Genomic DNA, 13,786 nt, shown 5'->3' on the forward strand with positions numbered 1-13,786 from the left:
GCAGTGTTGCGCAGCGAAATCATCGATGACCCCGTAAAATTCGATGCCTTGACACCGCACTGGTGGAAACTGTGGGAGCAGAGTTCCTCTGCGACGCCGTTCCAATCCCCCGCCTGGCTGGTGCCATGGTGGCGCGCATTCGCACCCGGTGAACTGGCGACAGTCGCGGTCTGGCGTGGCGGCGATCTGGTCGGGCTGGCGCCACTCTATCTCGAGCATGGAACGGCCGGTTCGAAGCTGCTTCCGGTCGGCATTTCGCTCAGTGATTATCTGGACATCCTGGCTGTCCAGGATATCGAGGCGGCGGTTGTCGCCACCATTGCCGAAACGATCTGCTCGGTCGGGTGGTCACAATGGATCTTGTCTGATCTGCCGCAAAACAGTGCCGGTCTTACGATCGCGCATCCCGGTTTAACGGTCGAGAGGCCGGCAATTCATGCAGCCTGCCCCGTGCTTGCTGTTGCCGGCGACGAAACGTTGGCCGGCTGCGTTCCCGCTCGGCGCAGGCGCCAGTTGCGCCGGGCGCGTCAAGCGGCGTCCAGACGCGGCCGGCTCGCGTTGGCGTCAGCCCGGGGCGATCAGAACTTCCTGAACCAATTGATCCGCCTGCACCATGCACGCTGGGTTGGACATGGAGGTGGTGTATTGGCCGACCCCGCCGTGCAGCACTTCCATGGGCTTTCACTTCCCTTGCTCGATGCTCACGGTCTGGTCCGATGCTGGTTGCTCGCGATCGATGGCACGACTGTCGCCGCCTATTACGGATTTCACCACCGCGGCCGCGCCTATGCCTATCTCGGCGGCCTCGATCCTGCTTATGCCGAGGAGAGCCCAGGTGCGATCCTGATCGGCCACGCGATCGCGGAGTCGATCCGCGAGGATGCGCGCGAGTTCGACTTCCTGCGCGGCCAGGAAGCCTACAAATATGGCTGGGGCGCCGTCGACAGGTGGACGATGCGGAGGATCTGGACGCGGAGTTGATGTCATGAGTGTGCACGCGCAGCGCCGGACATCGGTCAGACGGGCGGTCGAAGGTTGTGTGGCCGATGGTGCCTGCGCCGAAGCTGTTCTCGTCAGGCTGGCGCTTCACCTGCCGCCCACAATTGAAGCGGCGGAATTGGCGGAGGTCGTGCTGAAAGTCCGTCCGGCGAATACCGGCGATGCTGAAAGACTGCGAAAGGTCGCTGGACTGCTGCGCCACAAACCGGGCGTCCTTGCCACTTTGCGAGCGACAGGCGGCGCCGTTCGGCATGAACGCGGTAACGGCGAGACGGATATCGCCGTGGTCAGGAGGCTGGCCTCGAGTTTTGATGCCGCGGCAGCAATTTCGACCGCGGCAAGTGTCCAGTTAGGATCCCTTGGCGATGACGAGCGGCTGACAGCCATGACCGACGAAATCGTTGAATGGCTCGAGGCGCGAGAATTCACCGGAATTCAACGAGACATTCTCGACATCGGTTGCGGCATCGGACGTTTCGAGCGCGCGCTGTTCAATTCCTTCAAGCGGATGGTCGGCATCGACATATCTTCGCGGATGATCTCTATCGCCTCCGAGCAATGCGCAGCGCTCGGCAATGTCGAACTGCGCCAAACCTCCGGTCTCGATCTGGCCGACTTCGACGACGACAGTTTCGATTGCGTGTTGGCGGTCGACAGCTTTCCCTACCTGGTCCTGGCCGGCATGGCTGAGCGGCTTTTCGATGAAATTGCGCGCGTTCTCAAACGGCCGGGCCGGCTCGCATTGCTGAACTATTCTTATCGCGGATCGCTTTCTTTGGACCGGGCCGACATCGGCCGTCTTGCGCAAGCTCACCAATTGCGGGTCGTCATCGACGGCGAGAAGCCGTTTCGGTCATGGGATGGCGACGCCTTCCTGCTTGCTGGGTGAGACGGAACATTACAGCGCGATGCCGGTTCGGGCGTCGGCACCGATCGGTGTCCTGGATTCGAAGGAGGAGATCATGGCATCCGGCGGCAAAAAGCATTTCGGCCAAGGCAGCCAAGGCAAAGGTGCCGGCGCCGGCGCAATGACCACCTTGGACAAGGACAAGATCGAAGAAAACGCGGTTTTGTCCAACCGCGACAGGAAGCAACATAGCCGAGAGCGCGGGCTGGACGGCAATCGAATCAAGTCCGATCAATTTCAGGATCACGCCGCAAACCGGTTGCTGAAGGACTGACGCCACCGCGCCGCGTCTTGCCGCGGCACGGAGGAAAAACTGTGCAAGGGCCGCCGGTGAGCCTCTCGGCGGTCGACAACGCCTTGTAGTGCCGAGCGCTCATCATCAGACTTGGATCTAGGGATGCTATCAAGAGAACGTGATGTCTCATTCGAGCGACGATACCACGGATCTGCTTGTCGAGATGGCAGTGGATCGGGAGATTGCTTCCCTGCTGGCCGCCATAGAGCAGGAAAAGATACCGGACCGCCTGTCCAAGCTGGCGATCGAATTGCAAAACGCTCTCGTCGAGAAGCGTCGGCGAGACGTGAAGAGCTGATTATCTGCGGCTGTCGACCTCTATATCGAGCTGACCATCCGACAGCTGATTTCGCCTTTCTATCAATGTCTGCAACGAGCTCTCCCCGAGTAGCTCAAGGATGTTGGCGCGGGCACGGTTCAGCCGGCTCTTGACCGTCCCTACCGCGCAGCCGCAGATTTCGGCGGTTTCCTCGTAGCCCACTCCTAAAACGCCAATCAGCATCAGCACCTCGCGCTGATGTTCGGGCAGCTTTTGGATGGCGCCGTGAACTTCCTTGCTCTGAACGGTCCATTCCTGGGTAGCTTCCGAAATCGGTCTCGAAGACGCGCAGTCGAGAAGGCCTGGCGCTTCCCGTGCAGCGATCTTGATCCGGGTGTAATAGGTGTTGCGCATGATGGTGAAGAGCCACGACTTCATGCGTGTACCGGGTTCGAACTTGTCGATGTTGGCGAGCCCTTTGGTCAACGTTTCCTGCACCAGATCGTCGGCATCGTCTGGAACGCGGCAGAAGGTGCGCGCGAAAGCCCGCAGGGCAGGTATCAGATCAACGATGGAAACGTCATTGGTTTGTTGGTCGGCCAAGAGATAGCCTCCGGATGACAATGGTCCAGCTCCCAGAAGAAAGAGTGAATGAACGAAGCCAGAGCTAAATGCATGGAAGTTTGGTTCGTTCCCGCCGTTGGAAACAACTCTTCGAAAATTCCACCGGGCGCGAACACGCCGACTACGGTCTTCCCCCAAACACGCCCACTTCAAAGGAACGAAACACCATGCCGAGCTTCATTCCCGGGAAGCCTCGCCGGTGCGTTTGGCTGTGCAGGGTATGGACCGAGTCGCGCGGCTGGTAACGCGCAAACCACTGCCTAGCGAACCACGTGGCGAACTCGGCTACCATTGATACATAGCGTCCAGCAATCGGTCGTAGTTGCCGGGAGGCCGGCCAACGAACATGCTCGTCCAGCACTTGCTCTATTCTGCCCTCCGATCGGGCTAAGCCACTGAAACACCGGGCTGATTCACCCTTGACGACGTCGCCGAACGGCGTGCTTTCGCGTACAATCTGCAGTTGCTCTCCGAAGCTGGCTGTTGCGGTGCTGTGCAACTCGCTTTGGCGAAGATCACGGATGACGATCAGCGCTTGAGTGAGCGCCCAAACCGGTCCTCGATCCGCGACTGCAGGAACTCGACGAGAGCAGCCAATAGATCATCGAGGCGGTGATGAGCATCTCGATGTGGCGGAACTCGGTCTGGCCCTGCGTGCGTGCGAGATACATGATCTCCCAGACCCCGACCACCGAGACCAGCGAAGAATCCTTCAGCATCGCAATGAACTGGTTGCCGGTTGGCGGCACGATGACCCGCATCGCCTGCGGCAGGATCACCAGGAACATCGTCTGGTTAGCGCTAAGGCCGAGTGCCGTAGCACCCTCGGTCTGGCCGCGCGAGATGCTTTCGATGCCGGCGCGGAAGATCTCGGTCATGTACGCGCCGTAGCAGAGCGACAGCGCCATGATGCCGGCCGGCACGGCGCCGATCACGTAGCCAATCTGCGGCAGGCCGAGATAGATGATGTAGATCTGCATCAACAACGGCAAGCCACGAAACAGAGAGGTATAGAAGGTCGCCAAGCCATAGACCACGCCGTTGCGGGAAAGTTTGGCGATGGCGCCAACGAAGGCGATGAGGGTGGCGATGGCGATCGAAATGGCCGAAATGTAGAGGGTCGTCACCACACCCTTCGAGACAAGGAAGCCGATCTTCTTGGCGATGAACGCGAAGGACAGGTCGAAGGAATAGAAAAACAACATTAGCAACACGAACAGCTCTATCCAGACTGCCACAATCTGCTGTTTGCGGCTGAGATACCGCAGCGCGTTCCAGTTCGCCACCAAGATCAATGCGATCAGCACCGCCGAGACCGCCCGCCCGACGTCCGGGTTGGCGGCGAGCCACTCGACGGACCACGGAACGAGCTTGCCGAGCCAACTGGCTTTGATGCCGAGCCCATACAGGCCGGCGGCGATGGCGGCGAGCACGAAGAACACGCCAACGCGGCGCGCCGCGTCCGGGTGGTTGAGCAATAGTCGGCCGATCACGTCTTCGATCTCCCTGCGGTCAGCGGGCCCGCTCGCGCCACCAATCCTGCGCCTGCAGCTTCCAGTAGGTGAGTTGCGCAACCGCAAGTCCAGCCGGGCCGCCCGCCCAGGCAAGGCCGAAGGGTGTGAACAGCCGGTAGCGGTCCGATTGTCCCAGCATGGCTTCGGCGATCAACTTGCCGGCGATCGCCGTGGTGTTGATGCCATGGCCACCAAAAGCCGTGAGGTACCAGACGCCCGGCTGCAACGGGCCTATCTGGGGCATCATGTGCCGGGCATAAGACATGAGCCCGGACCAGGCGAGTTCGGTCTTGAGGTGTTCGAGCTGCGGATAAGTAGTGACCATCTCACGGCGCAATTGCCTCGCCAACACGCCCGATGAGGCTGCCCGGGTGGTGATGCGCCCTCCCCAGAGCAGCCGCCTGCCGCCTTCGACAACACGGTAATAATCGCCTGCGCGACGGTTATCGCCGACGGCGTCGGTCGTCGTAATCGCCTTGGCGATGAGGTCAGGCGCCTCCTCGCTCACCATAACGTAAGTGGCGATAGGCAGGAATGCCCGCTGCAGCCGGCCGACCAGTGGGCCCGTATATCCGCCGGTGGCAACTACGGCCTGGCGGGCGCGCACTTCGCCGCTGTCGGTGCGCAAGACCTTTTCGGCGCCGTCAAGGTTGGCTTCAACGGCAGCCGTTCTCTCGTATATCCTGCCGCCCAGCCGCTCGATCTCGCTCGCAACGGCGCGCAGATAGTTAAGCGGATGCATGTGGAAGGCGCTGGGATCGCGCAGGCCTTGGTGGTAGCGATCGGAATGCAGCACTGCTCGCACCTGGTCGCGATCGAGATAGTCGAGCCGGTAGTCGAAATCCCGCGCCAGTTGCTCGGCATATGCCTTGAGCGCGGTGCCGCCATCGTGGCGAAGCACGCTCAATATACCGGAGCGCGGCTCTGCCGCCTTGATGTCGAGATCGCGGATCGTCTGCCGCACGAAGTCGACGCCTTCGATGGACAGGCGGTGCAGTTTTTGTGCCGCGTCGACGCCGGCCATCGCGGCGATGTTGTCGGTGCCGGTGGCGAAACCGGGATTGACGAAGCCGCCATTGCGACCGGAGGCGCCGAAGCCTATCCGCTGCGCCTCAAGCACGACGACCTGCTGGCCGGCGCGAGCCAGCTGCAACGCCGTCGTCAGGCCGGCCAGTCCGCCGCCGACAACGACTGTCTCGCACTCGGAAACGCCGCTCAGCGGCGGTCTGATGGTGTTGTCGGCAAGCGTGCGTCGGTAATAGGTGTCAGGACATGTCATGATCAATATGATGAGGTGGCGGCACTAGAGCATTTTGCAGGCAGGCGGAGCGCCCGGTGTCGTGGAAATGCGGCTGAAACAAAACAGATGGAGCGGGATGTTCAATTGAATGCATCCCGCTCAAGCTTTATCCACGACGCTCCTCAGTCGGCGCTGTAATCCTTGCCGTACCACTTGGTGGTCAGTTTCGCGAGGGTACCGTCCTTCTTCATCTCGTCGAGAATGCCGCCGATCTTGGCATTCCACTCGGCATCACCTTTTTCCGCGATCACCACCAGTGGCTCACGGAAGGCATAGCCGCCTTCCAGGACACGCAACGGGTAGCCGTTCTTTATCGCGTTCTGAGCCGTCTGTTCTGGTGCGATGACCGCGTTGAGGCGCACGCCGTCGCCGAGCCTCAAATCGTCGAACGGCAGCATTGAGTCGGCGAAAGTCCTGATCTCACCGGGCTCCAGCTTGTATTCGATGGGCGGCAGGCCGGGAGCATCGATCTCGAGTTGTCTACGGATGAAATCCTCCGACGTGGTGGCGGTCTCGACGCCGATGATCTTGCCGTTCAGGTCGGCGACCGATTTGGCCGGGCTGTCCTTGTGAACCACGTAAACGTAGGGGCTATAATAATAGATGCCTTCGAAATCGATCACCTTGGCCCGCGCTTTGGTCGGCGTCACCGAGCCGACACCCAGATCGTAGCGTCCCTGCCAATGGCCGCCCGTCATCGTCGCCCAGTCCGGCGTGTCGAAACTGACCTCCACACCGAGGCGCCGTGCGATCTCCTTCGAGACGTCGATATCGAAGCCGACCAACTGATTGCTGTCGTCGAGGAAACTCTGCGGCGGCCAACCGCTGTTTGTGGCGACCACCATTGCCTTCTTCGAGGTAACCCGGTCGATGGTTTCACCCGCCGACGCCGCAGACGCGAACGCGAGCGTGGTAGTGGCCAAGGCCAGCCACGCGATCAATTTCCTCACTTGAACCTCCCTCTTCATCGTCATTCAGACATATGCTTCCCAGAGCGCGCTCCCGTAGAGAACAGCAATTCAGAGCGCGGCATGAGATCGATCTCATATCAGCACACATATCGACGAGGGGATCAAGTCCTTTTTCAAGTAGCCAGTTGTCCTCCGGGGGCGCAAAGCATCGGCACCCGTACGGTGCGGCGGAACCCGCGTTTGATGTGACGCGCGTGACTTTCAAGACAGAGGAAACGAAGATCTACTTCAACCTATCACATCAGATGGGCGGCACAGGATGGCTTGCTGTCTACGAGTTTCCGATGTTCCGGTTAAGCATGGGTGCGCGGCACACCGGCAGCAGCACCAGCAGGATGATGGCGGAGTCGACCCAGAGGACCCTGTTCACGCCCATCGTGTCGACGATCTGACTGGTCGCTAGGGTACCCACGGAGATGGCAAAATTGAAAGTGAAGCAGTAGATGGCCGTCGCGGTCTCCGCGCTTTCTGGTGCTGCACTCAGCACCCACGTCTGCAGCGTGATGGGCGCCGCGCCATACGCGAAGCCCCACACCAGCAGCAGGATGGTTCCTGTGAGCGGCGTGACCCCGAGTAACGGGAAGAGAGCCAGCGTGGCGCCGAGCCCAATGACGACGCAGGCCAATGTGCGACCGACGGATTTGGCGGCCCAGACGCCTGCGACGGCGTTGCCAATCATTCCGAGAATGCCATACCCCAACAGTAGCCAGCCTATGCTCCCTGCAGTGACGCCCGAGACCTCCAGCAACACCGGGCTCACGAAGGTGTAGGCACCGTAGTGAGCAGCCACCAGCAGTGCCGTCGCAACCACGCCCGCCAGAAGGGCGGGATTGCGCAATTGCGCACGCAGGGCTTTCACCTCCACAGGCTCCGCCGCCTCCAGCTTCGGAAGCACAAGCAGGGCGGCGAGCAATATGGCAAAGCTCAGGCCGGCGAGAGACCAGAACGCGCCGCGCCAGCCGACTAGATCACCGATGATCGTGCCGGCCGGCACGCCCAGCACCGCAGCGGCACTTACACCGCCGAAGACAATAGTCATGGCGCGCGGCACGGACGGTCCAGGAACAAGGCGTACTGCGATGCTCCCGGCTATCGCCCAAAAGCCACCGATGGTGATCCCGACGAGCAGCCTGGACGCGAGCAGAACGGGAAAGTTCGTTGCGAGCGCTGAAATCACGCTCGCCGCAGCCATTGCCGCGAGCAGGCCCGCCATCAGAATACGCCGGTCGAGCCTCCCCACTGCCAACGGCAAACCGATAGAAGCGAACGCCGCAATTACGCCGGGTATCGTCACCGTGAGACCGCCACTCCCAATAGAGACATTCAACTCGGAAGAAATTGCCGGAATCAGCCCCACAGGGAGTTGCTCCGCAGTGATCATCGAAAAAATACCCAGCGATACGGTGAGCACGGAGAGCCACATGCGAACAGTGGCTCCCTGTTTCTCCTGAAGGGCTGCTTTGGTCAGAGACATGATCACCTCCAGCCCGCGAGAAGGCACTCGACGCCGACGTTTCGGGCAAACGTTAGAGAGACGGATCGGGCAATTGATCCCCGCCTGGCTTCAGATAATCTGTCCACTGCGGATTGATAATCGGGGAAAATATGGATGGTGAATTCACGAAACGTGAATGAAACAGGTGATTGCAGTTGGACCGGCTGACCAGCATGACCGTGTTTGCCAACGTCGTCAGTGAAGGCAGCTTCGCTGGAGGGGCCAAGCGGATGCGACTATCGCCAGCGGCCGTGAGCAAACATGTCCAGATGCTGGAAGAGTGGCTTGGCGCACGCCTTCTCAACCGGACGACCCGGCGCATAAGCCTGACAGAGCTCGGCGCCTCCGTCTACGAGCGCAGTCTGCGCATAATCGAGGATGTCGAGGAAGTTCGTACGAGCGCGGCCGAGAGCAAGACACGTCCCACCGGCTCACTGCGTGTCAGCGCGCCGATCTCCTTCGGCGCGATGCACCTTGGGAGAGTCGTTGCAGAATATCTCGCGGTCTACCCGGAGGTGTCGGTTGAGTTGGTGTTGGACGACCGTGTGGTTGACATCGTGGAAGAGGGCCTGGATGTCGCGGTACGCATCGCTCCACTCACGGTTTCCAATCTGGTTGCTCGCCGAATCGCGCCTTCACGCGAGGTGGTCTGCGCTTCGCGCGATTATCTGGACAGACGCGGGCGTCCCACAAAGCCGTCGGATCTCCACGACCATGATTGTCTGGACTACGCGTTGCGCGCCAGCCGCGGAAAATGGCGGTTCGACGGACCAAAGGGGGAAGTGGCGGTAAAAATCACTGCACGGATGACGGCAACGAACGGGCAGCTCCTGCGCGATGCGGCGCTGGGTGGAGCAGGCATAGTACTTTGCCCCACTTTCCTTGTTGGAGAAGCCATTCGTTCGGGCCAACTGGAGACAGTGATGCCCCAGTTCAAGCCGGTAAGCCGGTCGATCTACGCGATGTACCCGTCAAGCAGGCATCTTTCCGCCAAAGTTCAAAGCTTCGTAACGCTTCTCGCCGCCCACTTTGGTGAGAACCCACCTTGGGACAACTTTGGACCATGACGACTGGAATGTTGAGCCCAGAGGCCGCGCGCACTTGCACGGCCTTACTGTGCATGGGACCAGCACCCAGGGCCAAGGGGCGGTGCATATCGAGCCGTCCAGCACCTTTTCGAGACTGAAGCATCCGCTATTTGCCGACGGTCAGTCGCTGAGGCTCAATCCACCGCCCATCCTAAGCGCCGCCAAAGCGCAAGTTGTAGCATCTGCGGTGTCTCTGGTTCTCTGCGGCCACCGGCGGAACGGGTTGTAAGCAAGCGCGTTCCTCCAGCGTCAAGCTTGGAGAACATACATGGATGACGAGCTGCGCCTGAAGTTACAAGAGCTGAGCCAAAGCATGCAAACGCGAGCGGCCGAACTTTCGACGCTCGGCGGCAGCGCAGACATAAGTACGGTGATGTCGGGGATCGCCGTCGCTCTGGAGGCGCTACTGGTGATTGCCGAAGAGATGAAAACGCCACGTTCCGGCCCTTCGGTCCTGCCCGACGCTACATGAACATCTCCGATCGTTTGGGAGAGGCTCCAGAGCGAGAGCGCCTACCGCCCACCAGCAAATCGCTCGCCGAAGAACTGGCTTTAATCCACATTCCGGGTTGGAGAGTGGAGAGCGCAATCGACTCGGTGGAGTACTCCAGGTGGGGTGAGCGTCGGCAGAAATGGATTTTGCACTCGACGATGCCTTTTGGGTAATCGAGGACGGCCTTAGGACGGAGGACCACGATGGCTTGGATGGCCGCAATTTGCCCGATTACAGATGAGCAGGCGCTCGTTAATTCGGAGACAGTTGGTGATATCCGGGAGTTTCGCTGTCCGAGTTGCGGCGACTTCAAAATCACGAACTCGGCCACCGCGATGTTCAAAGGCCTATCGGCAGAACAGAAGTTGGAGCGCTTCGAATACGCTAGAGCAATCGCGGGCGACAACGCGATCACAGTGACGACGGAACATGGATCTATCGATACCGAAGATCAATAGAATACCCGCCCGACAAGCCGGTTCCCAGCGCATCTCCTCACTTGCTGCCCTGAGACCATTTGACTGCCGGTCCAGGTAGTGGGCAGTTTGAAGGTAGAAGCTCACGTCAACATGGCCAGACCATTTTTACACTGCCGATCTGCGCGGCCAGCAACGCCTCTCGTGAGGGGCAAGTCACGGGCATCGAACGTCTCGGACCGGTCGGCAGCGTAAGGCAGGTTGCCTAGGATCCTCCTACCGGCGAATGGAACCAGATCTGCCACAGCGCGTCATAGAAGCAGATCAGGTGCGATTTAACGTAAGGAGTGACATCGATGATCAGGCTCCTTCTCCTCCTCGCCATTGCACTCGCCTTCGCATGCGGCGGGACGGAGGCGGCCAAGCTGGACCTAGCCGCGGTAAATCAGGCGCAATTCTCCGCCGGCGATCCGAAAGGGCTCGATCCTGCCGTGCTGAAGGCGCAAATTTTTTTGGATCGTGCGCGCTTCTCACCGGGGCTCATCGACGGCCGCCTTGGAGAGAACTTCGCCAAGGCGGTCAAGGCCTTCCAGGCGTCGAACGGACTGGCCCCAGATGGCAAGCTCACCCAGGCGACTTGGGACAAGCTGATGGCAACCTCCACCAGCCCAGCTCTGATCACCTATGAACTGACCCGCAAAGATGTACGCGGCCCCTTCACCAAACGCATTCCGGGGCGCATGGAGAGGATGGCTCGCCTGAGAAGGCTTGGCTATCACGACTCGATCGAGAAGCTGGCGGAGCGCTTCCATGTGAGCGAACCATTGCTCAGGAGGCTAAACCCAGGCACCGGATTCAGGAAAGCTGGAACCACGCTGCTGGTACCAGATGTTGGCCGGGGTGAACCTCCCGCCACCATTGCCGGCGTCGAAGTCGACAAAGGCGCTCATCAGGTGCGCGTGCTCGACCCCTCCAATAAAGCGTTTGCCGTCTACCCTGCCTCGATCGGGAGCGACGAGAAGCCGGCACCAAGTGGGCAGGCAGAGATCCAAAGGGTGGTGCACAACCCGACCTATCACTACGATCCCGATTTTGCATTCAAGGGAGTCAAAACCAAGCGGCCCTTCACCATTGCTGCCGGCCCTAACAATCCCGTGGGATCAATCTGGATCGACCTCTCCATCGAAAGCTACGGCATTCACGGCACGCCCGAACCCGGCAAGATCGGGAAGACCTTCTCTCACGGCTGCATCAGGCTAACGAACTGGGATGCCGAGGACCTCGCCTCAATGGTGCACAAACATATGAAGGTGACTTTCAAGGACGAGTGACGCAAGCCGTCGCATCCCTCGATGGTCGCCGAAACAAGATGTCCGTCTGTGCCCGTGACAATTGCATCTTGCGATCCGCTGGATCCGATCAGCGGATGCTCCGGGTTCGGGGTGTCAGGTCAAGCGGCGCCATTTGCACGGATGGCGGCGAACCAACCACCATGGCGGGGGCGCCAGATTGCTCACCACGTTGGCTCTCTACTTCGCGGCTCATACCTTGTTGAGCAGCTTGCATCTCCGGAACGGTGAAAACCGGCACCTCGCCCTTGAAACCCTGGAGCTCAAAGGCGCCCGCCTGGACGACCGGCATCGATGCTGCTGCCGCAAAGCCGGGTCCAAGCACCAGGGGGATGCCCAGCTTCTTGGTCGTCGATTCGAGCCGTGCCGCGCGGTTCACGGGGGAGCCGATCGCGGTGTAATCGAAGCGCCGTTCGGAGCCGAAATTGCCTACCGAGCAGATGCCGGTCTCGATGGCGACGCCGATTTCGATGGAGCGATGGCCATCCGCGGTGAAGGCGGCGTCTTCGCGCCTCACCCGCTCGATAAGGGCCAGGCCCGCGTCGAGCGCACGCTCACGATGATCGGGTTGATCTAGCGGTGCGTTCCAGAAGGCCAGCACCGCATCGCCCATGAACTTGTCGATGGTGCCGTCGCGCTTGAGGATCTCATCGGTCGCAATGCCGAGGAAATGGTTGACCACCTTGGCGATCTCTTGGGTGTCGAGCTGTTCGCTCATGGTCGTGAAGCCACGTATGTCGCTGATCAAAATTGTGATCTCGCGCTTCTCGCCGGACAGGATTGCCTCGGTGTCCGAGCTTGCGAGGCGCTGCACCACGGAGGGCGACAGATATTGGGAGAACTGTCGCGTCAGGGTGGACCGGCGCTGCTCGCTGCGCCTGTAGAGGACATAGCCTTCGAAGCCCGCAACCATGATGGTTGCAAGCGCCGGCTGCAGCGGGTCATAGAGTGCACCCTGCAGGCTGTACTCGAGAGCGCCGAACACGAACGGCGTGACGGCCAGCAGCGCCAGGGAGATGGCGCCAAGCACGACACGCCCGGCGAGCACTCCGGAAACCCCGATGAAAACGAGGGCACTGAGGAGAAACCAGAGCCGCTCGAGCATACGCGCGTGCGCTGGCTCTGCCAGGAAGCGCCCGGCAAGCATCTGGCCGATCGCATCGGCGTGGATCTCCGCTCCTGGTCGCGCTGGACTCGTCGGCGTGGGCAGGTACTGCGTCAGGCCCACAGCCGACAGGTCGACAATGGCGATGGCGTCCCGCAGCCGCGGATCGCCATGGCCCGAAAGGATAGTGCTGGCAGACAGGCGAGGCGTGTCCGTGGCGGTTTCCCAGAGGCGGATGCTCCCCTCCGGCTCGAGCGGCACAATGGCGCCTGCCATCCTGAGTGCGTCGAACCCGGCTGCATTCATCCGGGCTGTGTAACCGTCCTGTCCAGCGTAAAGGCGCAGGAGCTCGAGTGCGAAAGACGGCCACAGCTGCGCGCGTTGAGGGGTATTGCGAAGCCAGAGCAGCGGCACATGGCGCAGTACGCCGTCGGGATCGGGCAAGGTGCGAATCACGCCGAGGCCTGCGGCGGCGTTCGAGAATTCGGCAAGCGACCCGGTAAGACCGGTGAAGCCGGGAAGTGTATCGGGTACTTGCCCGACGATCGACCAGCCGGCTTTGGGTTCTGCTTCTGAAACCGTCGCTTCATTGCCCAGGCTGACGGCAAGCGCCGTTCGATTTTTGGACAGCGCCGCTGCCAGGCGCTTGTCTCCGGCCATGCCCTCAGGCGAGGTGTCAGCCTCGGGGAGTACCAGCGCAAGCCCGACCACCGCCGCACCGGACTGCGTGATGCCATTGACCAGATCGGCCAAGAGGCCACGGTTCCAGGGCCATCGCCCATGTGCCTTGAGGCTGGCGTCGTCTATCGAGACGATCACGACAGGATTGCTCGTCGCCTGACGTGGGGCGAGAAACTGATAGAAGTCGTACGTCCGCTCACGCAGGCGCGACAACGGCCCGTCAAAAGCCAAATGGCAAGCGAGCAGCAGGAGCACGACCACAAGGCCGGATATTTTGCGTCTGCCGGCTT

At 60.8% G+C, this 13,786-nt stretch carries 13 protein-coding genes and 1 pseudogene; 8 read left to right on the top strand and 6 right to left on the bottom strand.

Annotated features, from left to right (window positions below):
* Positions 1 to 3 precede the first annotated feature (3 nt).
* The 4 genes from NLY36_RS06610 (at position 4) to NLY36_RS06625 (ending at position 2,499) form a co-directional block, all read left to right on the top strand.
* Positions 4 to 981: a GNAT family N-acetyltransferase gene (locus NLY36_RS06610; RefSeq protein WP_245260259.1), complete on the top strand. Its 978-nt coding sequence runs from the start codon at positions 4 to 6 to the stop codon at positions 979 to 981.
* Complete coding sequence (locus NLY36_RS06615) at positions 881 to 1,888, top strand: class I SAM-dependent methyltransferase (protein WP_286461762.1); 1,008 nt, start codon at positions 881 to 883, stop codon at positions 1,886 to 1,888. Before NLY36_RS06610 ends, NLY36_RS06615 begins: the two co-directional genes overlap by 101 nt.
* 73 nt (positions 1,889 to 1,961) lie before the next feature.
* On the top strand, positions 1,962 to 2,180 hold the full coding sequence (locus NLY36_RS06620; protein WP_023691451.1) for a hypothetical protein: 219 nt from the start codon (positions 1,962 to 1,964) through the stop codon (positions 2,178 to 2,180).
* Positions 2,181 to 2,322: 142 nt separating this feature from the next.
* On the top strand, positions 2,323 to 2,499 hold the full coding sequence (locus tag NLY36_RS06625) for a hypothetical protein (RefSeq protein ID WP_023704587.1): 177 nt from the start codon (positions 2,323 to 2,325) through the stop codon (positions 2,497 to 2,499).
* On the opposite strand, the gene NLY36_RS06630 is transcribed toward NLY36_RS06625, so the two are convergent.
* From NLY36_RS06630 to NLY36_RS06650, 5 genes and pseudogenes are all read right to left on the bottom strand, one after another.
* A complete protein-coding gene (locus NLY36_RS06630) occupies positions 2,500 to 3,063 on the bottom strand; it encodes a sigma-70 family RNA polymerase sigma factor (RefSeq protein WP_023667968.1) in 564 nt (187 codons plus the stop codon). It lies immediately after the preceding gene.
* 549 nt (positions 3,064 to 3,612) lie between these two features.
* A pseudogene (locus NLY36_RS06635) lies at positions 3,613 to 4,577 on the bottom strand (amino acid ABC transporter permease).
* Positions 4,578 to 4,596: 19 nt separating this feature from the next.
* On the bottom strand, positions 4,597 to 5,877 hold the full coding sequence (locus tag NLY36_RS06640; protein ID WP_023736089.1) for an NAD(P)/FAD-dependent oxidoreductase: 1,281 nt from the start codon (positions 5,875 to 5,877) through the stop codon (positions 4,597 to 4,599).
* Between the two features lie 143 nt (positions 5,878 to 6,020).
* Positions 6,021 to 6,848 carry a transporter substrate-binding domain-containing protein gene (locus NLY36_RS06645; protein ID WP_023736090.1) on the bottom strand — a complete coding sequence of 276 codons (828 nt, stop codon included), beginning with the start codon at positions 6,846 to 6,848 and terminating at the stop codon, positions 6,021 to 6,023.
* Between the two features lie 292 nt (positions 6,849 to 7,140).
* A complete protein-coding gene (locus tag NLY36_RS06650) occupies positions 7,141 to 8,343 on the bottom strand; it encodes an MFS transporter (protein ID WP_023736091.1) in 1,203 nt (400 codons plus the stop codon).
* 176 nt (positions 8,344 to 8,519) lie between these two features.
* On the opposite strand from NLY36_RS06650, the gene NLY36_RS06655 reads away from it, so the two are divergent.
* From NLY36_RS06655 to NLY36_RS06670, 4 genes are all read left to right on the top strand, one after another.
* Positions 8,520 to 9,431, top strand: coding sequence for a LysR family transcriptional regulator (locus NLY36_RS06655; protein WP_023736092.1), 912 nt, complete (start codon positions 8,520 to 8,522; stop codon positions 9,429 to 9,431).
* 289 nt (positions 9,432 to 9,720) lie between these two features.
* Entirely contained in the window at positions 9,721 to 9,924 is a 204-nt protein-coding gene (locus NLY36_RS06660; protein WP_023667962.1) for a hypothetical protein, read from the top strand.
* 224 nt (positions 9,925 to 10,148) lie between these two features.
* Positions 10,149 to 10,403, top strand: coding sequence for a hypothetical protein (locus NLY36_RS06665; RefSeq protein WP_023699977.1), 255 nt, complete (start codon positions 10,149 to 10,151; stop codon positions 10,401 to 10,403).
* Positions 10,404 to 10,717: 314 nt separating this feature from the next.
* The gene (locus NLY36_RS06670; RefSeq protein ID WP_023736093.1) at positions 10,718 to 11,692 is read left to right on the top strand and encodes a L,D-transpeptidase family protein; all 975 of its coding nucleotides are present in this window, start codon (positions 10,718 to 10,720) and stop codon (positions 11,690 to 11,692) included.
* Between the two features lie 88 nt (positions 11,693 to 11,780).
* Here NLY36_RS06670 and NLY36_RS06675 read toward each other — a convergent pair whose 3' ends face one another.
* A complete protein-coding gene (locus tag NLY36_RS06675) occupies positions 11,781 to 13,751 on the bottom strand; it encodes a CHASE2 domain-containing protein (RefSeq protein ID WP_198020844.1) in 1,971 nt (656 codons plus the stop codon).
* Between the last annotated feature and the right edge of the window lie 35 nt (positions 13,752 to 13,786).

The organism is Mesorhizobium sp. C399B, assembly GCF_030323185.1.
Classification (GTDB): domain Bacteria; phylum Pseudomonadota; class Alphaproteobacteria; order Rhizobiales; family Rhizobiaceae; genus Mesorhizobium.